Annotated in this window: 16 protein-coding genes and 1 pseudogene; 5 read left to right on the top strand and 12 right to left on the bottom strand. The window is 65.2% G+C overall.

The window, feature by feature from the left end; translation table 11 throughout:
* Window positions 1-2 precede the first annotated feature (2 nt).
* Window positions 3-410, top strand: a complete 408-nt coding sequence (locus ACHQ4I_RS17140; RefSeq protein ID WP_420772778.1) for a MarR family winged helix-turn-helix transcriptional regulator — start codon at window positions 3-5, stop codon at window positions 408-410.
* 60 nt (window positions 411-470) lie between these two features.
* Window positions 471-2,177, top strand: a complete 1,707-nt coding sequence (gene ilvD / locus ACHQ4I_RS17135) for a dihydroxy-acid dehydratase (protein ID WP_420772777.1) — start codon at window positions 471-473, stop codon at window positions 2,175-2,177.
* Window positions 2,178-2,181: 4 nt separating this feature from the next.
* Here ilvD and ACHQ4I_RS17130 read toward each other — a convergent pair whose 3' ends face one another.
* Window positions 2,182-3,066, bottom strand: coding sequence for a sigma-70 family RNA polymerase sigma factor (locus ACHQ4I_RS17130; RefSeq protein WP_420772776.1), 885 nt, complete (start codon window positions 3,064-3,066; stop codon window positions 2,182-2,184).
* 101 nt (window positions 3,067-3,167) lie between these two features.
* On the opposite strand from ACHQ4I_RS17130, the gene ACHQ4I_RS17125 reads away from it, so the two are divergent.
* Entirely contained in the window at window positions 3,168-3,515 is a 348-nt protein-coding gene (locus ACHQ4I_RS17125) for a DoxX family protein (RefSeq protein WP_420772775.1), read from the top strand.
* Window positions 3,516-3,735: 220 nt separating this feature from the next.
* Here the strand turns inward: ACHQ4I_RS17125 and ACHQ4I_RS17120 are convergent, their stop codons facing one another.
* The 9 genes from ACHQ4I_RS17120 to ACHQ4I_RS17080 all read right to left on the bottom strand — a co-directional run bounded on the left by ACHQ4I_RS17120 (window position 3,736) and on the right by ACHQ4I_RS17080 (window position 18,799).
* Window positions 3,736-5,331, bottom strand: coding sequence for a GMC family oxidoreductase (locus ACHQ4I_RS17120; protein WP_420772774.1), 1,596 nt, complete (start codon window positions 5,329-5,331; stop codon window positions 3,736-3,738).
* A 155-nt stretch (window positions 5,332-5,486) separates the two neighbouring features.
* A complete protein-coding gene (locus ACHQ4I_RS17115; protein WP_420772773.1) occupies window positions 5,487-6,902 on the bottom strand; it encodes an NtaA/DmoA family FMN-dependent monooxygenase in 1,416 nt (471 codons plus the stop codon).
* Window positions 6,899-7,987, bottom strand: a complete 1,089-nt coding sequence (locus tag ACHQ4I_RS17110) for an LLM class flavin-dependent oxidoreductase (RefSeq protein WP_420772772.1) — start codon at window positions 7,985-7,987, stop codon at window positions 6,899-6,901. The genes ACHQ4I_RS17115 and ACHQ4I_RS17110 overlap by 4 nt, the downstream gene beginning before the upstream one ends.
* Before the next feature lie 155 nt (window positions 7,988-8,142).
* Window positions 8,143-9,594 carry an MFS transporter gene (locus ACHQ4I_RS17105; protein WP_420772771.1) on the bottom strand — a complete coding sequence of 484 codons (1,452 nt, stop codon included), beginning with the start codon at window positions 9,592-9,594 and terminating at the stop codon, window positions 8,143-8,145.
* Window positions 9,595-9,818: 224 nt separating this feature from the next.
* Complete coding sequence (locus ACHQ4I_RS17100; protein WP_420772770.1) at window positions 9,819-10,697, bottom strand: hypothetical protein; 879 nt, start codon at window positions 10,695-10,697, stop codon at window positions 9,819-9,821.
* 43 nt (window positions 10,698-10,740) lie between these two features.
* Window positions 10,741-14,247, bottom strand: a complete 3,507-nt coding sequence (locus ACHQ4I_RS17095; RefSeq protein ID WP_420772769.1) for an NACHT domain-containing protein — start codon at window positions 14,245-14,247, stop codon at window positions 10,741-10,743.
* Between the two features lie 258 nt (window positions 14,248-14,505).
* Entirely contained in the window at window positions 14,506-15,066 is a 561-nt protein-coding gene (locus ACHQ4I_RS17090) for a hypothetical protein (protein ID WP_420772768.1), read from the bottom strand.
* Between the two features lie 15 nt (window positions 15,067-15,081).
* Window positions 15,082-15,669 carry an RNA polymerase sigma factor gene (locus ACHQ4I_RS17085; RefSeq protein WP_420772767.1) on the bottom strand — a complete coding sequence of 196 codons (588 nt, stop codon included), beginning with the start codon at window positions 15,667-15,669 and terminating at the stop codon, window positions 15,082-15,084.
* A 100-nt stretch (window positions 15,670-15,769) separates the two neighbouring features.
* Entirely contained in the window at window positions 15,770-18,799 is a 3,030-nt protein-coding gene (locus ACHQ4I_RS17080) for a CHAT domain-containing protein (RefSeq protein ID WP_420772766.1), read from the bottom strand.
* 202 nt (window positions 18,800-19,001) lie between these two features.
* Here ACHQ4I_RS17080 and ACHQ4I_RS17075 point away from each other — a divergent pair, with 202 nt between their 5' ends.
* Window positions 19,002-20,288, top strand: a complete 1,287-nt coding sequence (locus ACHQ4I_RS17075) for a hypothetical protein (protein ID WP_420772765.1) — start codon at window positions 19,002-19,004, stop codon at window positions 20,286-20,288.
* Between the two features lie 89 nt (window positions 20,289-20,377).
* Here the strand turns inward: ACHQ4I_RS17075 and ACHQ4I_RS17070 are convergent.
* A pseudogene (locus tag ACHQ4I_RS17070) lies at window positions 20,378-20,536 on the bottom strand (peptide deformylase); the annotation flags it as partial.
* Between the two features lie 232 nt (window positions 20,537-20,768).
* Here ACHQ4I_RS17070 and car point away from each other — a divergent pair.
* On the top strand, window positions 20,769-24,248 hold the full coding sequence (car, locus tag ACHQ4I_RS17065) for a carboxylic acid reductase (RefSeq protein WP_420772764.1): 3,480 nt from the start codon (window positions 20,769-20,771) through the stop codon (window positions 24,246-24,248).
* A gap of 3 nt (window positions 24,249-24,251) precedes the next feature.
* Here car and ACHQ4I_RS17060 read toward each other — a convergent pair whose 3' ends face one another.
* Window positions 24,252-24,875, bottom strand: a complete 624-nt coding sequence (locus ACHQ4I_RS17060; protein ID WP_420772763.1) for a TetR/AcrR family transcriptional regulator — start codon at window positions 24,873-24,875, stop codon at window positions 24,252-24,254.
* Window positions 24,876-24,877 lie beyond the last annotated feature (2 nt).

Raw genomic sequence — 24,877 nt, 5'->3', positions numbered from 1 at the left:
GGTTGGGCCGCTGCCTAGCCCTGGGACGCGCCGTCAAACAGGCGCAGTACCGCCACCATCGCGCGCTGGACGGTCGGCTCGCGACCATCGGCACCACCCTCGCCCAATGGGATGCGCTGCGCGCCATCGACCGCAACCCCGGTTCCACCGCCCGTGCCTTGGCCGAAGAGACATTTCAGAGCGAGCAGGCCTTCGGCACCCTGGCCAACCGGTTGGTGACACGCGGTCTGATCGAACGCACGCCCGGCCGCGGTCGCGCCATCGAGCACCGGCTCACCGCCGCCGGCGAGCAGGTGCTGCGCGCGGGAAACCAGGTCGCGAACGAGGTGCTGGCCGACTCCTTCGCCGCATTGTCCGCCAATGAACGCGCAACGCTGCTGGATCTGCTCCAGCGAATCGGCACGCGCTGAAATTCACCGTGATCGGCGTGGTCGGCGCCGCTCGGCGATCCGGGCAGGAATGATGTGGCCATGGCGAATGATCCGAACGCTCCCGATATCAAGCCGCGCAGCCGCGACGTCACCGATGGTCTGGAGAAGACGGCCGCCCGTGGCATGCTGCGCGCCGTCGGCATGGACGACGGCGACTGGGGCAAATCCCAGATCGGGGTGGCCTCGTCCTGGAACGAGATCACGCCGTGCAACCTGTCGCTGGACCGGCTCGCCAAGGCCTGCAAGGAGGGCGTATTCGCGGGCGGCGGGTATCCCATGGAATTCGGCACCATTTCGGTCTCCGACGGTATTTCCATGGGTCATGAGGGCATGCATTTCTCGCTGGTATCGCGGGAGGTGATCGCCGATAGCGTCGAGACCGTGATGCAGGCCGAGCGGCTCGACGGTTCGGTGCTGCTCGCCGGATGCGACAAATCGTTGCCGGGCATGCTGATGGCGGCGGCGCGGCTGAATCTGGCGAGCGTATTCCTCTACGCGGGCTCGATCCTGCCCGGTATCGCCAAACTCTCCGATGGCAGCGAGCGCGAGGTGACGATCATCGACGCGTTCGAGGCGGTCGGCGCCTGCTCGCGCGGGTTGATGAGTCGCGCGGATGTGGACGCCATCGAGCGCGCCATCTGCCCGGGCGAGGGCGCCTGCGGCGGGATGTACACCGCTAACACCATGGCCAGCGCGGCCGAGGCCTTGGGCATGTCGCTGCCGGGCAGTGCGGCGCCGCCCGCGACCGACCGGCGACGGGACGGCTATGCGCGGCGCAGTGGCGAGGCGGTGGTGGAATTGCTGCGGCGCGGGATAACCACCGCCGACATCCTCACCAAGGAAGCCTTCGAGAACGCGATCGCCGTCGTGATGGCATTCGGCGGCTCCACCAATGCCGTACTGCACCTGCTGGCGATCGCACACGATGCGAAGGTGGATCTGACGCTGGAGGATTTCGCCCGGGTCGGGCGCCGGGTGCCACACCTCGCCGACGTGAAACCCTTCGGGCGACATGTGATGACGGATGTGGACCGGATCGGCGGCGTGCCGGTGATGATGAAGGCGCTGCTCGACGCCGGGCTGCTGCACGGCGACTGCCTGACCGTGACGGGCCGGACGGTGGCCGAGAACCTCGCCGATATCGCCCCGCCGGACCCCGACGGAAAAGTGGTGCGGGCCATGACATCCCCGATCCACCCGACCGGCGGCATAACCATCCTCGCCGGATCCCTCGCCCCCGGCGGCGCCGTGGTCAAGTCCGCGGGCTTCGACTCCGACGTATTCACCGGCACCGCAAGGGTTTTCGATCGCGAACGGGCCGCGATGGACGCGCTGGCGGATGGCACGATCGCGGCGGGCGACGTGGTGGTCATCCGCTACGAGGGCCCCAAGGGCGGTCCCGGAATGCGCGAAATGCTCGCCATCACCGCGGCCATCAAGGGCGCCGGCCTGGGCAAGGACGTGCTGCTGCTCACCGATGGGCGTTTCTCCGGCGGTACCACCGGATTGTGCGTCGGCCACGTCGCCCCGGAGGCGGTCGACGGCGGCCCGATCGCCTTCGTCCACGACGGCGACCAAATCCGCCTCGACGTCGCCGCAGGCACCCTCGACCTACTGATCGACCCCGCAGAACTGGCCCGCCGCCGGGAGGGCTGGAAACCATTGCCGCCCCGCTACACCCGTGGCGTGCTCGCCAAGTACTCGAAGCTGGTCGGCTCGGCGTCATACGGGGCCGTCTGCGACTGACGGGTCAAGACAATTCGGGCAGGACCGCCAGATCGAGTCGGCGCAGTCGGGTCGGATCGGCGATCACGTCGTAGCCCGCGATCCGGTGGTCCTCGACCGTAACGGCAAGGGCGAGTAGCAGTTTGCCGCGCGGGGCGACGATGATGCCGACCGCGCCATTGACCAGCGCGAGCGTCGCGACCCGGGAGCGGCGACGCAGGATGACGGTCTCGCGTGCCACTGCCTGCGCGCCGCGGGCGACCGGCGCCATACCCGAGGGCAGCGCCGCGGGATCGGCCGTGCGCACGACGTCGGGAGCCAACACCGCGAGCAGCGCGTCGAGATCACCGCTGCGGGCGGCGGCGAGGAAGGCGTCGACGACGCGGCGCTGTTCGGCGAGCTCCGCGGTGGACGCGGTCGCATCACCGTGCGCCCGCGCGCGGGCCCGGCTGGCGAGCTTCTTGGTGGTGGCCGTTGTGCGGCCGACGATGGGCGCGATCTGCTCGAACGGCACGGCGAACATATCGTGTAGCACGAACGCGACTCGCTCGTCGGGACCGAGCCTATCCAGCACCACCAGCAGCGCCCGCCCCACCGAATCGATCAGCACCGCTTCGCTTTCGGGGTCGTGGTCATAGGCGGAGTCGCCGAGATCGGCGATCCGATCGATCGGATCCTCGCGCCGGGCGGCCCGGGAGCGGAGCATGTCGAGGCAGATCCGGGAGACCACCGTCGTCAGCCAGCCCGCCAGATTCTCGACCGCACCGATGTCGGTGCGGTCCAGCCGCAGCCATGCCTCCTGCACCGCGTCATCGGCTTCACTTGCCGACCCCAACATCCGATAGGCGACCGCGCGCAGGTGATCGCGGTGCGTCTCGAATCGTCGCGCCAGCAATTCCTGTGCGTGCATCGGTCACCTTTCGCTCTCGGCATCCGTCACGTGAATAAGGCGATCGGCTGCCTCACCACGATCGCAGACCCGCAGAACCCAGACACCCGGAGGGTATTCCCATGTCAGTCGCATACATCGTCGTCACCATCCTCGCCGCCGTCGCCGCACTATTCGCCGCCGGCTTCGATGTCGTCAAGGCGGATAAGGTGCGCGAGACCATGCAGGGCTACGGCATCCCACAGTGGGCACTCAACCCCTTGGCCGCCCTCAAAGCTCTCGGCGCCCTCGGCCTCCTGATCGGCCTGGCCTTCCCGCCCCTGGCCCTGGCCGCCGCCACCTGTCTCGTCCTGTTCTTCCTGGGCGCGGAAATCGCCATCCTCCGAGCCAGGTGGTACACCCACCTGACCTACCCCTTGCCCTACTTGCTACTGGCCGCAGCCTCCCTCGCCCTCTTCGCCTTCGCCTGATCAGCAGGGAGTGCGTAGTCCAGCTCGCGGCTTCGACATTCGGTGCCGCGCAGCACCTTCTGCACGTCTGCATGCGATGCGGTATTGCACTGCATGCCATTTCGGGCACAATTCCGGCGCAGGCGGGCTCGTGGGCATGGAATGCGTTGTCAGCACGACACGTCCCCGTGCCGAGACCTGGCAACAGGCATTTGTCGCTCAATAGTTCCGCGGCGGCGCGCTAACTCAGGATGAACTGCGCCGCCTGCTCACCGATGAACACGCTGGGCGCGTGCGTGTGCCCGCGAATCAGCAGCGGCATCACCGATGCGTCTGCGACGCGGAGTCCTTGCACCCCACGCACCTCCAATCGCGGCGTGACGACACTGCCCGCATCGGTGCCCATTCGGCAGGTGCCGACCGGGTGATACAGGGTGTGGGAGTAGCCGTTCAGGGTCAATTCCATCGCGGCCTCGAGTTCCGCGGGCGCTTCGGGGGGATAGATCAGCGGGCCGAGTACCGATTTCATGGCCGGAGCGGCGGCGATTTCGGTGCAGACACGCAGGCCCGACATTATGGCGGCGCGGTCCGCGCCGCCGCTGTCGGAGAGATAGCGCGGGTCGATGATCGGTTTGGCGGTCGGATCGCCCGATGCCAGCGAGATTCGTCCCCGGCTGTGCGGGCGCAGCAGCACCGTCGCCAGCACGACTCCGTGCTCGGTCGGATCCACCAGGCCCTCGTAGAAGAACGGCGCCGGCGCGAAAATCAGCTCCAGATCGGGCAATTCGAGATCGGAGCGGCTGCGGATGAACCCGTAGGCCTCGCCGACATTGGAGGTGAGCATGCCGCGGTGGCGGATCAGATAGTCGAGCAGTTGACGCGGCTTCTCCGCATCGAACAGCGAATCGGATTCGACACCGTAGCCGAGCGCGGCCACCAGGTGGTCCTGCAGGTTGGCGCCCACCTCGGGCGCGTGGTGCACCAACGGTATGTGCTGGCGCGCAAGCTCGTCCTCGTCGCCGATACCGGAGAGCATGAGCAGCTGCGGGCTGTTGATCGCGCCACCGCACAGCACCACCTCGCGCCGGGCGGCCACCGTCTGGGTGACGCCGCCCTGGCGGTACTCCACACCCGCCGCACGCGGCCGCCCGGTGGGTGAGGTCTCGAAGATGACCCGTGAGGCGAGCGCCTCGGCCTGCACGATGAGGTTCGGACGGCCCATCGCGGGCTTGAGATACCCATCGGAAGTACTCCAGCGCCTACCACCGTGCTGGGTCACCATGGTTTCGCTGAACCCCTCCGGCTGCGGGCGGTTCGGCGGCTCCACCGGGAACCCGGACTCCTTGACCGCCGCCAGGTAGGCCGCCGTCAGCGCACGTGGACTGCGCTGCCGCGAGATATGCAGCGGCCCGGTCGCGCCCTCATCCGGGTATTGGGCGTCCTCGACGCTCTCGATCTTGCGGAACTGCTCGACCGCGGCCGCGAACCCCCACTCGTCCCCGGCCAGCAGCGCCCACTCGTCGTAATCGGCGCGGAACCCGCGCACCCACATCATCGCGTTCATCGACGATGAGCCGCCGAACATTTTGCCGCGCGGCCAGTAGATCTGCCGATTCTTCAGCTCGGGCTGCGGTTCGGTGAGGTAATCCCAATCCACCTCCGACCGAAACAGTTTCGCGAACGCCGCGGGAATGTGGGCGTACTTGTTCTTATCCGGCGGCCCCGCCTCCAGCACCACCACCGTGACATTCGGGTCGGCGCTGAGCCGGTTGGCCAGGACCGCACCCGCGGACCCGGAGCCGACGATCACATAATCCGCGGTAGCCCCTGCTTGCACTGTCCCACTCCGATCTGCGCTGCGTATGGCAAACATACGAGCAAGACGCGGTCTGAGGTTAGATTTCGGTGACAAACCGGCTATCTTTCGCGAATCGGACCTGGTCGCCGCCGTCGTCGCCCGCGCTTCTCTAGCGGAGGGGGTCGAGCCGACTATCAGCGCCTGGTCAAAGGTGGTCGCAGGCCCAGGTGCTCGCGCAGGGTGGTCCCGGTGTACTCGGTGCGGTACGAGCCGCGCTCCTGGAGTTCTGGAATCAGCCAGTCGACGATCTCGTCGAGTCCGGTGGGGACCAGATACGGCGAGATATTGAACCCGTGCGTCGCGCCGTGGCGCACCCACCGAGTCAGCTCGTCGGCGACCTGGCCCGGTGTCCCGGCGAAGCCGGACCGCTGCGAGGTCTCGATGGCGACCTGGCGCAGCGAAAGATTCTTGGCCTCGGCCAGCGCCCGCCACTCCCGCGCGATCGCCACCGGATCCTGGCCGTCGCGTTGCGCGCCGCGCTCGCCGGAAATCGCCCGGGGCTGTGGATCGTCCGCGGGCAGCGGGCCATCCGGATCCAGATCGGACAGATCGCGACCCCACACCTGTCCGACCAGGGAAAGCGCGGTCTGACCGGTGAATTGGCCCTCCAATACCCAGCGTGCCTTCTCCTCGACCTCGGATTCCTTCTCGGCCAATACGATCTGGGTGCCGGGCAGGATCTTGATGTCATCGGCCGGTCGCCCCGCCCGCCGCAGACGTTCGCGGATATCGTTCGCGAATGCCAGCGCGGCATCGAAATGCGTTCCGTGTCTGGAGAAGATGACATCGGCATTGGCCGCCGCGAAATCGCGGCCCGCGGGCGAATCACCGGCCTGGAAGATCACCGGATGGCCCTGGGCGCTGCGCGGCAGGGTCGGTGTGATGGAAACCTGGAAGTGCTCGCTATCGCGGGTCACCGTCCGTACCGAATCCGGTGCGGCCCAGGCGGTGGCGTCGCGCGAGGTCGCGATCGCATGGTCGGCCCACGCATCCCAGATCTCGCGGGCCGTTCGGATGAATTCCCCCGCGCGCTCATAGCGCTGCGCGTGGTCGAGGAAGCCGCCGCGTCGGAAATTCGCACCGGTCCAGGCATTGTCGGTGGTGACGGCGTTCCAGCCCGCGCGGCCACCCGAGAGCAGGTCCAGTCCCGCGAGTCGGCGGGCGAGATCGGCGGGTTCGTTATATGTGGTGTTCTGGGTGGCGACCAGACCGATGTGGCGGGTGATCCCGGCCAGCGCCGCCAGCTGGGCGATGGCATCGGGTCGGCCCGCGATATCGGTGTCGAGCAGTTGACCGTTCTGCTCGCGCAGGCGCAGGCCCTCACCGAGGAAGAACGCGTCGAAGAGGCCGCGCTCGGCCGTGCCGATGATGCGGCGGAACGTCTCGAAGTCGATCTGGGAGCCGCTGCTCGGATCCGACCAGATGGTGGAGTGGTTGACGCCCTGGAAGAAGACGCCGAAATGAACCTGTGCGTCGGGGAACCGAACATCGGACCCACCCGTCGCCCGGCCGCCACCCCTGATGGAATCGCTGTGCGATGCAGTACTCATTGCTGATCCTTCGCGTATCGATTGATCGGCCGCGCCAGGCCGAGATTGGCGCGCAGGGTCGAACCCGGCACCGGGCGGTGGGTTACACCGGATCGGAAGAGCGCCGGCAGGACGTAGCGCGCCAGCGCCGGGAGGTCTTCGTCGATAACGGCCGGATGCAGGCGCACGCCGTCGACGTGGTGTGCGAGTTCGGTTATGAGGCGGACGAGTTCGGTGGGCGAGCCCGAGAACGTCAGGCGCTCAGTGGGATTCGCAACCGCATACTTGTCGAGCTCGGTGCGGCGTTCAGCGGCCGTCGCAGTCGAGATGTCCAAGGCGACATCGAGTTCGGCGAAGACCAGCGCACCGGTGGCCCGCGCACGGTCGGCGGCGGCGAGGGTTTGTGCGAGATCGCCACCTGCGATGAGGATTACGTCGGCACCCCCGGATTCGCCTGTGCCATAGGCGAAGACGACCACCTGCCCCTGTGGCGGCCGCGGCACGATCGCCGGCCCCTTCACCGAGAAGGTCTCGGCTTCGAAGTCGATGTAGTGCAACTTGTCTCGATCGAGGAATCTGCTCGCCGCATAGTCGCGCACGACCGCGTCGTCTTCCCACGAGTCCCACAGTCGGCGTGCGACCTCGATCGAATCCCGTTGTTCGCGTGCGAGTTCCGGTTCAGCGGTGCGCGCGGGCCGACCCCAGGTGGTGGCGGCCGCCGGATCGGCGATCGTCGTCGCGATCCAGCCGCCGCGCCCGCGCGAGGCGTAGTCGAGCGTGGCCAACTGCGAGGAGGTGTGGAACGGTTCGGCGTAGGTGGTCGCCACCGTCGCCACCAGGCCGATGGTGCTGGTCGTCGCCGCGACGAATGATGCCCTGGTCACTCCGTCAATGCGCGCCGCCGGATGCCCCACGGGCGGCAGGATCGAATCGTCGAACGTCGCCAGCGTAAAGCCCGCATTCTCGGCCGCACCGACGCGTTTGCGCAGCGTATCGCCGCTGAGGAAGGCATCGGGCGCATGTGCGGCCCGCCGCCACGCGGCCGGGTGGTACCCCTCGCCGTCCAGTTCGATGCCCACCGCGAAGGCGTTTCCGCTCCTGCTCATAGGTATGACGATCGTCAAACTTGCTCGGCGCCGCCATCATTTGCGTCGCGCTGATCCGAATCCGGCCCGGCCTCCGAATCCGACCAGCCTCCTGGTAACCGCCAGCGATCCCGGGTTCGCCGCCCACATAGCGAACCCGGGATCTCGTGCCGCGGTTACCGCGCCGCGCGAGCGGACAGCGCTGCGGCCACCAGAACCGTCACACCTTCGGCGATCGCCGTGCCGCCCAGAGCATGTGCCGCCGACAGTGCCGTACTACCCGCGAGGCCGAGGAACACCGATCCGAAGCAGGCGATGCCGACCACGATGCCGAGTTGCACGCTGGTGACCAGAATGCCGCTGGCATCGGCCGCGAGGGCCATGGGAATCCGGGCCAGGGTGCGGGTCATCAGCGGGCTGAAGGCCAGGCCGTTGCCGATGCCCTGGATGCCGAAGACGACCAGCGCCAGCGGGCCGAAGTCGGCGCCGTCGCGCAGCATCATGCCGAGCACCACCATCGTGATCGCGGCGAGTACCAGGCCGAGCGGAATCATGGTGGTGTGGAAGCGATGTGGGATGCGCTCCCAGTTCAGGCTGGTCAGTGCGAAGGTCGTGCCCATCGGAATGAACAGCAGGCCCGCGTGCAAGGCGGTGTAGCCGAGGGTGCTCTGCAGGTGTATCGCCATCACGAACATCCAGCCGCCGAAGGTGGCCATGATCGTGAACAGCGTGCCCGCGGTCAGCGCCAGTCCCGGCGACTTCAGCACGCGCTGGGCGAAGAGCGGTTCACCGTCGCGTGCCGCGACCGCCCGCTCGATCACCACGAACAATCCGAAACCGATCACACTGGCGCCCAAGGCGATCCACGTCCACAGCGGCCAGTTCTGCTCATGCCCCAACACCATGGGCAGCACAAGCAGCAGCACCGACACGGTGAGCATCATCAGACCCGCCAGGTCCAGCTTCCGATCGAATCGCGCGGTAGCCGAGGGCAATACGCGTGGTGCGATCAACAGCAGCACCGCGCCGATCGGCACGTTCACCAGGAAGACACCACGCCAACTGCTACCGAAAAGGTCGGCGTTGACGATCAATCCACCCGCGACCTGCCCCACGACCATGCCGCCGGAGATGATCGCGGAGTACGCGCTGAGCGCCTTCGCCCGTGCATTGCCGGTGAAGTTCCGTTGGATCATGGTCATGATCTGCGGAATCATCGCGGCGGCACCCGCACCCTGCACGAATCGGAATACGATGAGCGACAGCTCATTCCACGCCAGGCCGCAGGCCAGCGAGGCAACGGTGAATACCGTGAGTCCGGTAATGAAGGCGCGACGCTGGGTGAACCGATCACCCAACCGCGCACCCGTGACGAGCAGTACGGCGTAGGCGATCACATATCCGGCCACGATCAACTGCAACGCGGATCCGCTGGTACGCAACGAGGTACGAATAGAAGGAATGGCGACATTGACGATCGACGCGTCGAGCACCGCCATGAACTGTCCGGTGAGCAACACCGCGAGCACCGCGATGGTCCGCCGCGCACTGAACGCGGCAGGCTGAACCGCCGGACCCGCAACGGCCGAAGTGGCCGCGGCGGAACTCGGCTGCAAGGTCTGGGTCATGTCCTAGAGCTTGCAACCGATCCGACACCAGTAACAGGAGTCCAATAACACTGGTACTGGCAACACCTGGATAACGACCGGCCCCGCGGCCCCGATCGCAGTATGACGAGTGTGGTGCACGACCGCGCCTCGGGTGTGGCGCGGCGGAACGAATTGGACCGCTTCCTCGAATCGCGGCGCGCCGAGCTCCAGGTGATTCGCGACCAAAGAGTTGAGGAAGCGAATCATAGGAGGTGGCGGCTTATTTCGTGGGGCGGGTCTACCTTCACGAGAAGCGTGGATTCGAGCCGTGCGCTGCCATCGAGCCATCGAACTGTCAGGCGCCACCGTTGGGACATGCCAATGCAGCTGTACACCGGAAGCAGAATTGTGTTGTGTGGTGCAATATCGATAGCGTCCATTTCCTTGAATCGGTGCAGCGGTGGCACACCGTCGTCATCGGTATCGAGGCTGAACGAGACGTTACGCATTGACCTGTCGGTGGAATTGCATACCTCGATGTAGCTCCTTGTGCCCGCGAAATCTGTTGCCTCGACCGAGTACCGCGCCGTCACGGCTGTTCCTTCGTCTCTGTTGCGGTCGGGGGTCCAACCGCGGAGTCGAGCTATGTCATCAGCGACCGCTCTGCGTATCTGAACGGCGAGCGCATCGAGTGTTGCATAGTCGGCGCACAGTCCACGCCGCCTCCATTCCTCTTTGAACGCGAGCAGGGCCTGGAGTTGGCCGACATCGATCTGGTCGGCTCCTGGCAGCGGGCCGCTGTTGAAGTAGCCATGCACGCGCACGCCTCGGGCCAATGCTCGATCCAGTTCCTCCACTGTGCCGGAGAGGGCTCGGGGCGTCGGTGTGCCGAGTCGGGAGTGGAACAGTGCGATGACGATGTCTGCGTGCTCAACGAGCTGTTCGTTGATCGCAGTCTGTGTGTCGAGGTGGAGATCGGAGACGGCGTTGACCTCCCAGCGAAGGGGGAGCAGCGCTATCCGTTCGCGGATCGAATATGTCGCATTCCATTCGCGGACAACGCTTTCGACCATGTCTCGATCGTCTGGCACGTCGCCGGGGGAGGCGATGAGCACACAGACGATCTTGGCATCGCTCAGCATCTGGTCGCCTCGAACAGCGCGAATCCCGAGTGTTTGCCGATGCTCATACTCCTCCGTAGTCGATCCAATAGCCGTCATTGAAGGAGTAGGACGCATCGTCGGTCTCGAAATATAGGACGCATCTATCAGCGAGGGCCTTGATCGGCACCTGATCCAGATCGTTTCGTAGGCCGCCGACTACCACCTTGCAGTTCGACGGTATCCACTCCAAACCGGACAGTGTCGACAGCGATCCGTTGTCGAAGATCTCGAGCTGGCGCATCCACGGGCTGGGCGGTATGCGGCCCAGGTGTTCGAGCGAACCGCCCACCCAAGCGACCCGCTGCAGGTTGGACGCAGACCAGATCGGCTCAGCGACCTTCCCGAAGGTGCAATTTCGGAACGTTAGTTCGGTGAGGCTCGCGGGCAGTGTAACCGTATCCTCGAATTCCAGTCGGGTGTCTGCGAGTTGCAGCGCATGCAACTGCGTGAAACGGCCGAGCAGGGCAATCAGTTCGCTCGGCGCCCCGGTGAGCCGGAGCTCATGCACCATAGCGAGGGTGTCCTCGATATCCTGGACGTAGAGGGCATTTCGATCGCTGCCGTCGTCTTGCAACGCGACATTCGGCATAATCCGCAGATGGGCGACGCGCAAGGGAGCGCAGTATGCGATATTCGCGAGATCCTGTCGTGACAGTGCGTATCCCAGCTCTAGCCGGCATAGATTGCCGGCTCTGCGGACAAATTCGAGAGATTGGAACCGGATGCTTCCGGAGATGGTTACCGATTTCAGGTTGCGGAGGGCGGTAACCGCGGACTCGGGTATCGTCGTCGTGTCACCTTGCAAGTTCGTCAGCGAGAGCACTCGAAGGCTGGTCTTATTCGCCAGCAGCGTGGTCCAGTTCACGGTGCCGACGTCGATACTATCCAGATGCAACGCCCAGAGCCCTGGCGAGCCGAGAGAGTCTCTTCGCTGATGCGGCATCAGCATATCCCGTTCTGCCGTCAATCTGAACACTCCGCGGCTGTTGCGAATGGAGATAGATTTGAGCGAGTCCATCGAGGTGGTCCAGTCGAGCGGGCCGACGTACGGGCAATCCGCGATATCCAATTGTCGCAGGTGCGGGATCTGCCGGATGCTGTCTATGGATTGTGGTGACAGCGGAAAGCCTTCGATGCGTAGCGAATTGACGCGGCCGGCCAGGCGAAGTGCGGCCAGGACGGCGTCACTTCGAGCCGTGATATTGAACCCGGGCGTGAAGCGGGATAGCACCAGCTCCGCGTAAAGCGCGGGGGGATTGAACCGTTCGATGCCCGCACCGATCGCCGTCGCCTCCGCCGCGATACCCGCCTGTGCGTAGTGGGTCAATTGTTCCATGGCCTCGGGTGAGCCGATCCGGCATAGGGTTTCGATCGCCATGCGGCGTGCCGACAGGCCGACGGTGAGTTTGCTCGCCAGGTAGGGCACCGCCGCATTGCCGAGCACGGTGAGTGTCTTGACTTCGGTGAGGTCACGCGGCGGAAACAACTCTCGCACAACCTCATCGGCACCCAAACGGACAGTGTCCGAAAGCCATACCGTCGCCGCACCTACACACTCGACGACCAGCAGTCGCAGTTGTCGATCGGTATCGGCATCCACGTTGGCTGTACGTACCCATTCGAGCAGCCATGCCACGATAATGTCGGCAGTCGGCTGGTCTGCTTGGTAGCAGGCGAACGGTAAAAGTGCCCACTGCCCTTCCGCGGCGAGTCGCAGTAACAACTGGATCTCACCGCGTGCCCGCAGAGTTCGGGCCACCAAATAGTCTTGGATGCTGCGGTGCACGAATTCCGCTTCGTAGGGCGATACCCGCTGCAACAGAATGCTTCTATCCAGCACCGCTTTGGTCCACTCGGCGGTTTCGGCGCGCGAGCGTTCCACATCGGGCAGCGCTTCCACGACGATCTGATCAATGCTCAGCGCTCGGGGGTCGGCCCCGGGTGAGATCGCGATGCTTGTGCTCTGCGTGATCGCCATTGCTCGTGCGATGCTGCCGAGTAGGCGTTCTTTGGGTCCCGCATCGAGTGTCTGCCACACCGAGGCCCGAATTCGGCGCTGCCGCTCTCGGCGGTCGAGTAGGGCCGATACTACCTGGGCGTACAACCAACCTTTTCGCGTCGGCGAGCGGTTCGTCGGCGTCGCGTAAAGGCAACAGAGCATTGCTGTGAGCAGTGGTGTATCGGCCATATCGCGGATCGTCGGTGAGTTGAGATCGTGTAGCAGATCTTTCTCGGCCCGGTCGATTTCGTTCAGTGTGAGGTCTTCGCTGCCATCCAGTTGTTCGGCCAGGCCTCGGAACCACCGTTGGATGAGCGCGATGGCATCCGGTGGTCGCAGCGGCTGAATGCGCAGTTCCTCGAAACCCAGCTGATTGAGGAGATCGGCGGTCGGCATACCTTCTGGGCGGGATGTGATGATGATATGCGCTCTTGGAAACCGGTGTGCCAGCGACTGGACCCAAGCGGTGGCACCCTGAATACCCTCTTGGGAAATCTCGTCCCAGCCGTCCAAGAGGATAAGGGGTGTGAAGTCGTTACGACTGTTGTCCAACCAGTCCGACGGCACGTCCTCGCGTAATTGTGCTCCATACAACAACGCTCGATCGCCCGGCGCGTACCGTGTGGTGGTGGCATCGCGAAGATGGACGAACAGGGGCAGGATTTGTCTGCTGCCGTCCGAGGCAATGGCGAGGTTTTTCGAGGATGCCCGATAGGCGATCCACTGTATCGCAGTGGTTTTTCCGTAGCCGGCCTTCCCGGTGATAATGAACCGGAATCCCGTCTTAGTGGCCGATGGCGGACGCCCAGGGGAAATGAGCAGCTTCTCCAGCGACACCGTCGGTGCGCGTTTATCGTTTCTCTCATTTTGTTTGCCGAGAAAACGGGCCTCGATATGGGAGACCGAAATTGGCACCGTCTGATAGCGGGCTTCGACAGGAAGTCCGAACAGGTGCATATACTTCAATGATTGCAGGAGATCCCGCCGCTGGATGGCGGCAATACGATGCGGGCCGCGTGCGAGTAGTCCCTCGAGCCGAACGGCCTTGAACGCATCCCGGGTGCTTTCTATCAGGCGGGTGGTGCCGGCCAGGGTCGCCCACGCAGAATCGGTCGAGTCGATGGGAATTGCCGTCACCCACGCGAGTAGTGCGTGGACGCACACTGTCACGGCCGCTTCGACCAGCAGCAGAACAGACTGATCGGCGCCGAGGAGGCTTGGGCTCTCGGCAAGATTCTTCTCGATCCGATGGACGACGTCGCTTACCGGTGTCTTCGTTAGGTCCGTGCGTGCGTCAACGGTCCCCGCCATCTTGTCGATCGCTTCGGCGACGGCGGCCAGCGCGTCGTTGAAGCGATCGGTGCCGACTGGCTCGGGCCAGTTGGTATGAACAAGTTCGAGTTCGTTGACCAGGCGACCGGTTACGCTCTCGAACTGGCGCTCCAGCTCGTCAAGTGTGAAGGTATCGGTGCTGCCGGGCAGCAGATTCTGCAGCCAGGACCTGGGTTCTGCCGTGAGTGTGGTCGCCATGTGTCGGTGAACCGCGACGATAGCGATACGAAGTGTGGCAACTGCGAGTTTGCGCGGAGCGTTCATGGCGGCCTTCGGCGGGTACTCGTATCGGTCGGAACATCAGATTACCGACCCAGTTGGGTAATGCGCTGTCTCCTAACAGGTTTGCTATTCGAATGTAGCCGCGGATGGCGGGAGCTGTCTGCGTGGCCACAGCGCCGGTTACGTCGGATCGCAGCCACCCACGGCAGCTGCGATCCGACGGGGCCGTGGCGATCAGACGCGCCTTTCCCACAGTAGGTGGAACGCGCCGAGGGCGGCGTTTCGGATGATCGCCAGCCCGTAGCGGTTGACCTGGGCCGTATGCGCGACGCCCGCCTTGTCGATGACCCGCACCAGTAGCCCGGCGGGCTTGGCTGCGATCGCCGTCAATTGGACCGAGATATCGGATGTTCCCGTGTCGCAATCGATGTCGGCGTCGATCTCCACCTCCGGCGCATAACCGAGGTCGGCCAGTTCTGGCATTGTCCGTTCGACGGTGGGCGCCGAGCGCGGTCCACGGGCACGCACCTCGTCGGACGCGACTTCCGCAAGCCAACTCTCGATCTCGTCGACCACGGTCTCGGCGATAACCGTCATCGCGTCGGGTTCGGCAGGCGCGTTCTGCTCACGCCCGGCGGCCCGGTCGAACTCGCGCACCGCGAGTCGCTTGGCGTGCTCCAGTTCCGCCTCGGTGGGTAGGTATTGGTCGTCGTCGCCGTCCAAGTCCTCGATGGTATCGAGCAGGGTGGCGATCCAGTCGTCGGTCTCGTACACCGGATCGAAGGGGCTTCCCATGAGACGATCCTCCTCTCATTCGACCGCGAGGCCTGGGACGGCCCGCAGGTTCGTGGCAGCTGCGCGGAACCGCGTCTTCGCGGTTCCGAGGGGTATGCCGAGCAGTTCGGCGAGTTCGGCAAACGAATGTCCGTGCAACACCAGCTCGACGACCTGACGTTGTTCGAGCGGCAGTTCGGTGATGGCACGGCGCAGCCGTCGGCCGAGATCCGTTGCGGCAGTGAGCTCGTCGGGTCCTCGTCCTGGATCGGCGGGTGCGGCTCCGTTCGGTACCGCACTGAGCGGTTTGAGCGGTATTGCCGGACGGGCTTTGGCGGAGTTGGATTTACGCCCTTCGTCGATATGGACCCGGTGGACTACTCGGCGCAGCCATGCGTTCGGGTATGTGATCGTGTCGCTCTGCGCCCCGGACTGGACGCGATCGATGATCCTGACCCAGGTCTCCTGGCTTATTACCTCGGCGGCGGCGCGATCACCACGGTTTAGTCGCAGGGCCTCGGAGTAGACGATCACTGCCGCGTCCTCGACGCTCATATTGGTCAATCGGCTGAACCGCTGAGCCGGGTCTCGGCTGCCGGCAGGTCCTTCGACCCGATGATCCATGATGAAACTCCTCGGCGGTTGGGTTGGTTATCGGCATTGCATGGGCTCGTCTAGGTAGACGGATTCGGTGCCGTCGCGGATTGCCAGAATCGCGGTGACTTCAGGGCAGTCGGACCGGTGATCCGGTATGCAGATATGGCGCCCAGCCGGAAACCGACTCACCGGAGGCGATGACTTCGCGGCACGCGGCCTGGAACGCCGACAGGCTGTCACCGAGCGACCAGTGTGTGTAGTAGAGCTCCGCGAATCTGCGCGCGGCGCCGCTGCGCACCGGGGCGAGCGCGGCGATGCTCGCTACCGCGCCGCGGGCCCGCACCGCCAGCGGAAATCCATTCAGGTCGCCAGCATGCAGAGCAGGCATCCCGACATCGCAGGCGTTCATGAAGACGAAGGCCGCACGGCACGACGATCGCAGCCAGTCGCCGGCATCCAGCGACACCCGAGTCGAAAGCCGCAGGCGAGACCGCAACGACATCGGCCAGGGACAGAAGTCGCCATGTGCGGCGATGTGCACTATGCCCCAATGGTTCTCCGCGTCGAGTAGAGCCCGCTTCCCCTCGATTGCCTTCTTCGGCCGCGTGACGTCCAGTCCCAGTCGGGTCAGGTATTGCTCCACTTCGGTGGCTTCGGTGCCGGCCTCGATCCCGGGATCCCAACCGCCCACCAGGGCATCGGGCCGCAGCGCTGTATCGAGGTCGGTGCCGACGGTGGGCAGGTAGCTCACCCGAATCCGCTCGATCAGGTAGGTCGAGCCGTCGTACGCCGCGTGCAATGGCAGGCCCGAGAAGGCGCCGTGTAATACGAAGGTCACGTCGTCCTGCCCGAGGTGCGGTCCGATCGGCGCGATCACCAGCCGGTGCAAGTCGGCGAGGATGGGCGCGCGCGACTTGCGTGGTCCGAGCTGATGCCACACGGTCTCCCGCAGTTCGCGCAGGCCGTCCGCATCGAGATCGAGCCGCACGGACCAGAATTCGCCGTTCGTGCGGCCCAACGCCCAGCACCCGGCGTCGCGCGCGTTCAGCAGTTGCACCAGTGACGACCGGCCCTCGTCGAGATCTGGTAGAGCGACCGGGTCGGAGTCCATCGAACCCCGCGAGCCGGCCAGCACGCGCCGCTGCATCAACGTGAACAGCGCATCGTCATGCGGCGGCGTCTTGTACAAGGCACGCTGTTCGACCAACTCGAGTTCTTCGGCGACCTCGGGATCTTCTTCGATCAGTCTGCGCAAGGCCCCGGCAGCCGCACCGGCCAATCGAAAGGCCTGATTAGGATGCCCGTGGTCGGCGAGTTGGCCTGCGGCCCTGGCGGATTGGCGCAACAGCTGCTCGGCGATATCGATGAAGTCCGCCGCGCCGGTTACCGCGGCGAGCTCCCGGCCGATGATCCGGTGAATGCCCGCGACCGCTTGGTCGATCAACGATTGGTCGGTGCGCTGCAAGGCCAGCCCCATGAGCTGTAGCCAGCAATTCAAACTGAACGCCGTGCGCCCTGCGCTTTCGGCGCGGCTGATACCGCGCCGTAGCCAATCGACCCGTTGCTCCCAAGTCAACTCGGCGGACTTGGACAGCTCGAGATCGATCTGCGCGCCGAGATAGGGTGCGTAGTCCAGGAACTCGGTCGCGAGATGCAATGCTGCGAGACGGAGTTCTGCGGCGGACGCTGCTTCGACGACAATGCGTCGATCCGGGTCGCGGCGTCGCTTTCTCGGCCACCACCGTTCTGCGGCAGCCAAGGCGGCCGCGACCTCGGCGTCCGTGCGGTCCGATTCACCTGATCGCAGTTGCAGGATCAGCCCGATGACGTTCTCGCCTCGGATATGGTTCATGACGGTGTCGAACCACACAGAATTGGATTCGGCCGGGGTCGGTTCCAGCTGTTCGACGTCGTCCTGAGTTGTCGCCCGCTGGATTTGCGGTAAACCATTCGAATCCTGCTTCGGCGCCCAAGTTTGCGCCTGTCGGGTCCAGAACCAGGCGGCCGTCGGCTTCTTCTCCCGATACAAGATCCGTGCCAGTTCGATGCATTCGGCGCGGAGCCGACGGTAGACACGAGTGCGTTGATGATCGTTGAGGGTGTCGAGGTCGCCCGCCTCGACGTCGCGCAGGACATCCTGGTCGACGCGCAGTCGTTCGTCCAATGTGGGCCGATCTCTGGCCAGGTTGAGGTGCGCGTCGAAGCGGTGATGGGCGAATTCGCTGAGCAGTAAGACGTCTCGGCTGGTTCGCTCCGTGAGTTCGGGTTCGGCGAGCAGTGACGCCGCCCGACCGAGGGCGATCAGCAGCTCGACCATCGCGGCGCCGAGCTCGGTCGGCAACGTTCGATAATCCATTGCGACACAACCGATATCGAGCCCGAGAAGTCGTCGCCAGACATCGGTTTCCGCATCTGTCAGCAATTTTCGGGTCTGCTCGGCATAGGTGAGGTAACCGGCATAGCCGCGCTTCCTGCGCACGTACCACATATTCGAACGCTGGATCGCAACTCTGATCCGTGTTTGTATCGATTCGAGCGTATCGGGGTGCTGGTCCAGGGCGTCACAGCCTACGCGCATGCGCCTCGATTGCTCGTCGAACGACATTGTGATGTAGTTCTCCGTTGGCAGCCATCCGATCGCCTCGGAATATCGAACGGCCAACGCCGTCAGCGCCTTTGCGGTCTGTTCAGTGCCTTTTGGAAGCAGGCGGCGGTTGCGCCACGCCTCGTCGAGGAACGTCACCGCGGCGTTGGGACGGCGTGCCTGACGTTCGGCAAGACCCGCATTGCGCAGCAGGCTGACCCAACCGATCCAGTGACCGTCGTTCGTGCCTTGCATGGCGTAATAACGCAATCCATCGATGACTTGCTCGTAGGCCGTAACTCGCTTTCGCGGATCGAGTTGCTTTATCATCCTGGCGAATTCGCCGGGAATGTCGCTGGTGAGCGAAGCCGGCGAGCCGAAGCCCATCCATTCCACGGTCAATCGCACCGCGTCCGGGTCGTCGTTGCGCCACGCCTCGGCCGCCCGCAACTTCAATGCACGGCCGATTTCTGGGCGTTCGCTCAGTGCGATGGCCAGCGTGGGGTCGGTGTGCGCGGCGGCGAGGAAAAGATCGGCGGCGTCGGATCCCCTGCGCCGCAGCCAGCTTTCCAAGTTGCCGGTGTGCAGGGCGTGGCGGCCGGAATCGAGCAGTGTCTTCCGATGCAGCGCATCATCTCTCGGTGATGTTGAACCGTCCGTCTCGACTCCCCTCCGCGCGGTGACTCCAGCAATCCGGATGGCCCCACAGTCCGTCTAACTGATTGTCAGCCCGGAGAACGGGCCGACGGGTTGCAAACCAGCAAAAGGAGACGAAGTGGCAACAAACATGTTCAAGCTGACTCGCACGATGGGCCCGGAGAAGGGGAAGGTGTTCTTCGCAATGCCGTTCGGCACGAAGAAGGTCGGCGCCGGAGATTTCAACTTCGACGAGTTCTACGCCGATGAGTGCGTCCCCATCGTCCGGGACGACTGCGGCATGGAGCCGGTGCGTGGCGACGAAATCTATGGCTCGCAGGGCGTGTGGGAGACCGTATGGAACGGCATCCAGCAGGCTGAATTGGTGGTAGTGGACTTCACCGCCCGCTCGACCAGTGTGGTGCTCGAATTCGGCTGGGCCGTGGTGCTGGGGAAGCGGGTCGTGGTGCTGACGCAGGACCCGGAGGATGTCCCGACCGACGTCCGCGGCATCTACCGGTTCACCGAGTACGGCGAAAGCTACAAGGCCATGAAACGCCTGCGTGAAGAGCTTGCGCTGCAACTGAAGACAATGCGCGAGCAGCCCGCGGAGGAGATGGCACTGATGCCGATGCCGATGCCGGACGGCGGCAGCATGACCTCGGTGCCCGCCCGGGTCATCGTGGCCATGCCCGACTACGTGGTGGTGCAGGACGACAGTGGCCGCCGCGGTGTGATGGGCAACGACGACGTCGACTACGCCCGGTTGATCAAGGACATGTCCCGCCGGTTCCCGGTTGGCACGCGTCTGGATGGGGCGTTCGTGGTCGATCCATTGCGCAAGGAAATGCGCTACACGTTGACCGGTGGCGAAATCAACCCGTGGCCACTGCTTGCCCGGCGCTTCCCGCCCGGTACGCCGCTGCATCAACGGGTCACCAATGTGGTTGCCGGTGTTGGTGCTTTCGTGCACGTGGATCGCGGCATCAATGGTCTCGTCCCGGCCGCGCAGTTCAATGGTGAACTCCCGCAACCGGGTACCGAGCTCGCGATCAGCGTGGTCCGGATCGACGAACACCGGCGCCAGGTCGCGCTGCGGCTGAACGGCGCGGTGCGGCAGGCGTCCACCGCCCGCTTCGCCGAGCTCGGGTGGAGCGGGGACGGTGAAGTCACCCGCGCCGTGCCGGAACAAGCCGATCACAAGGGCGGGTTCATCCTGGTCCGGCTCCCGGTCGCCGACCGCCCGGCCATGCTGTTGGCGAAGGATATGACCGACGATCTGCGCCACGACCTCAATAACGGACACGTCGAGGTCGGCGAGGTAATCACCGTGGAGGTCACGATGGTGGATGCCCGCGCAGGCAAGACCCTGCTGCGGGAGGTACCCGAGGAGGATGCTGCCGAGGAACTGCCAGCGGCGGCTTGAGCCCTCCCACCAAGCAAGAGGTCCGCTCCCATTGGGAGCGGACCTCTTGCTTTTCGGTCCATCCGCACCTCATCGGTCACCTCGGCCGGATCCTCCAGCACGGCCAGCCGCAGCGGTATCCCGACCTGTGGCGCGGCGAGTCCCGCACCCGGCGCGGCATGCATCGCCTCCCGCATCGCGAGCACCAATCGGTTCAACTGCGCGTCGGTCAGCTGCCCGTCGTACCGCTCGGCAGGTGCGCGCAGCACGGCGCGGTAACAATGGAGAGTGGACCGTGGAGCAGGGTCTCGGCCAGATCGGGGAGCGGGATCGTCATGGTCTCAGGATCGCAAGGCGCCCGACGGCGCGATGATCTGACCAGGCCATTGCCCAAGTCGGGTCGGACCTGGAATATTTAGGCAAGCTAACGTTAGTGGATATAGGCGTCGTCTATGTGCACGGAACAACCGAGGGTTGGAAACCACCGAGGGAGGCTGGCCCATGCTGAGTGATTCGCGGATGGAACGTCTGGTCGGTCGCATCACCGACCTGTACACCGCCCATCAGGATATACGCGACGCCAGACCGGATCCGGAGATCTTCGCGGCCGTCCGAGAACCGGGACTCGGTCCATCCCGGATCGCGGAGCTGGTGATGACCGGCTATGCGGATCGCCCCGCGCTCGGACATCGCGTTTCCGAACCGACCACTGACGATTCCGGCCGCCGAACCCCGCGACTGCTGCCCGAGTTCACCACGATTACCTACGGGGAGCTATGGGCGCGGGTCGGCACGATCGCCGCCGCCTGGCATCACGACCCCGAAAACCCGCTGCGCGCCGGTGATTTCGTCGCGATGCTCGGTTTCACCAGCGCCGACTACACCGCCCTCGACCTGGCCTGTCTGTATCTCGGCGCGGTCGCCGTGCCGTTGCAGGCGAGTGCGTCGCCCGCGCAGTTGTCGGCGATCGTCGCCGAGACCGCGCCACGTATCCTCGCCGCGACCCCCGAAAACCTCGATGCCGCAATCGAATGCGTGCTCACGGGGCCGACGCCGCAACGGCTGGTCGTCTTCGACTATCACCCCGAGGACGACGATGAGCGCGAAGCGGTCGAGTCGGCCCGCCGCCGCCTCGCGAGCACTCCGATAGTGGTGGAGTCGCTGGACTCGATACTCGAACGCGGGCGCACCTTGCCGCCCGCGCCGCTGTTCGTTTCCGACGATGACGCGCTCACACTGCTGATCTACACCTCCGGAAGCACCGGAACCCCCAAGGGCGCCATGTACACCGGCCGGTTGGTGACCGCGATGTGGTTGGCCCAGCCCGAACTGGCCGTGGTCAACCTGAACTATATGCCGATGAGCCACGTGGCCGGGCGGATGTCGCTGTACGGGGTGCTGGCCCGTGGCGGCACCGCGTATTTCGCAGCCAAGAGCGATATCTCGACGCTGTTCGAGGATATCGCCCTGGTTCGCCCGACCGAGTTGTTCTTCGTACCGCGCGTTTGCGACATGGTCTTTCAGCGCTATCAGAGCGAAATGGAGCGGCGCTCCGAACCGGATGTCGACCGCGCCGAACTCGATCGCACGGTGAAAGCCGAACTGCGCGAGGACTTCCTGGGCGGCCGGTTCATGACCGCGATCGTCGGCAGCGCACCGCTGGCCGCCGAGATGAAGGCATTCATGGAATCGGTCATCGACCTGGACCTGCACAACGGTTACGGCTCGACCGAGGCGGGCGGCGGTGTGCTGATCGATAACCTGATCCGCCGTCCACCGGTCATCGACTACAAGCTGGTCGACGTGCCCGAGCTGGGGTATTTCGGCACCGACCAGCCATATCCGCGCGGCGAACTGCTGTTGAAGACCGCCACCATGATCCCCGGCTATTACAAACGTCCCGAGGTCACCGCGGAGATCTTCGACGCGGACGGCTTCTACAAGACCGGTGACATCGTGGCCGAGCTCGGGCCCGATCAGCTCGTCTACGTCGACCGCCGCAACAATGTGCTGAAGCTGTCCCAGGGTGAATTCGTCGCCGTCGCGCACCTGGAGGCCGTCTATGCCAGCAGTCCGCTGCTCGAGCAGATCTTCGTATACGGCAGCAGTGAGCGCGCCTATCTGCTCGCCGTGGTCGTGCCGACCGAGGAGGTGCTGCGCAGCGCCGATCCCAAAGCGGTACTGAGTGATTCGCTGCAACGCATCGCCAAGGAGGCCGAGCTCAACTCCTATGAGATCCCGCGCGATTTCCTGATCGAGACCGAACCCTTCACCGCCGAGAACGGTCTGCTCTCCGGTATCGGCAAGTTGTTGCGTCCCAAGCTGATCGAGCGCTACGGCGACCGGCTGCAGCAGCTTTACGCCGAACTGGCCGAGGGGCAGGCGAATGAGCTGCTCGCGCTGCGCCACCAGGCCGCCGATCGGCCGGTACTGGAGACCGTGAGCCATGCCGCCCGGGCGGTACTCGGCTGTGCGACAGCCGATCTGCGGCCCGATGCGCATTTCACCGATCTGGGCGGCGATTCCCTGTCCGCGCTGTCATTTTCGAATCTGCTGCGCGATATCTTCGATGTCGAGGTGCCGGTGGGCGTTATCGTCAGCCCGGCCAACGGGTTGCGGGAATTGGCGGACTATGTCGAATCGGCGCGGGGCTCCGGGGCGATCCGGCCCACCTTCGCCTCGGTGCACACCCAGGCCGATCTCGCGCGTGCGGATGAACTGACATTGGACAAGTTCATCGACGCGCAAACGCTCACCGCCGCAACGACTCTCCCGCGAACCGCCGCGCCGGAGACCGTCCTGCTGACCGGCGCCAATGGCTACCTCGGCCGCTTCCTGTGCCTGGAGTGGCTGGAACGACTCGACGCGACCGGCGGCACGCTGATCTGCATCATTCGCGGCAGAGACGCCGCGGCGGCCCGCGCACGGCTCGACGAGGCCTTCGACAGCGGTGACCCCGAACTGATCCGGCGCTACCGGGATCTGGCCGCTCGCCGCCTGGAAGTCTTGCCCGGCGATATCGGCGAGCCGAATCTCGGCCTGAACGACGCGACCTGGCATCGGCTGGCCGACACCGTCGATCTGATCGTGCATCCGGCCGCGCTGGTCAATCACGTGCTGCCCTACGACCAGCTCTTCGGCCCCAATGTCGTTGGCACCGCCGAACTCATCCGTCTGGCCATCACCACGCGGATCAAGCCCGTCACCTATCTGTCCACCGTCGCGGTAGCGGCCCAGATTCACCCCTCCGCCTTCGAGGAAGACGGCGATATCCGCGAAATCAGCCCTGCGCGTGCCATCGACGACAGCTACGCCAACGGCTACGGCAACAGCAAATGGGCAGGTGAGGTGCTGCTGCGGGAAGCGCACGAGCTGTGCGGGCTGCCCGTCGCGGTCTTCCGATCCGATATGATCCTGGCCCACAGTCGATTCGGCGGCCAGCTCAATGTTCCGGACATGTTCACCCGGCTGCTGCTGAGCCTGGTCGCGACGGGCATCGCCCCGTACTCGTTCTACGAGACCGATGCCGACGGCAAACGTCAACGCGCACACTACGACGGCCTGCCCGCCGACTTCACCGCCGCGGCGATCACCACCCTCGGCGCCGAGGCGCGCAACGGTTTCCAAACCTTCGACGTCCTCAACCCGCACGATGACGGCATCTCCCTGGACGAATTCGTGGACTGGCTCATCGAATCCGGCCACCCCATCCGGCGGATCGACGACTATCGGGAGTGGTTCACCCGGTTCGAAACCGCCCTGCGCGCCCTGCCCGAGAAGCAGCGCCAGGCCTCGGTGCTACCGCTGCTGCACGCCTACCGCCGGCCCGCCCGCCCGATCCGCGGCTCCGCCATCCCAGCCGGGGGTTTCACCGCGGCGGTCCGAGCCGCGAATATCGGCCCCGAGCACGATATTCCGCATCTGACACCCGCCCTTATCGGGAAGTACGTCGCCGATCTGCGGCTGCGCGGCCTGCTGTAGGGCTCAGGTGAGCTCGAGAATGGTGATGGTGAGGCGGGTCGCGTAGTCGACCACCTCGTCGCGGTTGGTTTCGATATCGCCGTCGAGCCAATCGAGGAACAGCGCGAGCAGCGCACCGGATATCGCGCTGACCGGCAGGGGAATTCGGCCCGAGCTGGCGGTCAGCCGCGCGGCCTGCCGCGGTGCGAGTTGCGCGGCGACGAGTGTGACGAAGGCCGGGAGCGCGTCGGCGCCGCGGGCCCGTAGGGTGTCATCGGCGAGGGTTTCACGGAACATGATCCGTCCTCGGCGCGGGTCGTCCTGGAAGTACTGTGCTGCCGCGTCGAAAGCCGCTCGGGCGCGGGCGGTTTCGTCGTCCGGTGCGTCGCCGAGCCGGGTCGTGACGGCGTCGAGCAACCCGTGCGCCGTCTGGTCGTAGACCGCGACGAGCAGCGCTTCGCGATCGGGGAAGTTCTCGTAGAAGTAGCGCAGGCTCAACCCCGCCTCGCGGCAGACCGCCCGCATGGTGGTCGCCGCCGCGCCCTCGCCGCCGAGCAGCGCGTATCCGGCCCGGACCAACTGCTCGCGGCGTTCGGCGGAGCGGCTGGCCATGGTGCTGCCGCGCCAAGTGGTGGCTGACGAACTCACGG

This window comes from Nocardia nepalensis (genome assembly GCF_048910785.1).
Lineage (GTDB): Bacteria > Actinomycetota > Actinomycetes > Mycobacteriales > Mycobacteriaceae > Nocardia > Nocardia nepalensis.
Note: the sequence above shows the minus strand (reverse complement) of the source record. Positions and strands in the feature narration are given on the sequence as shown.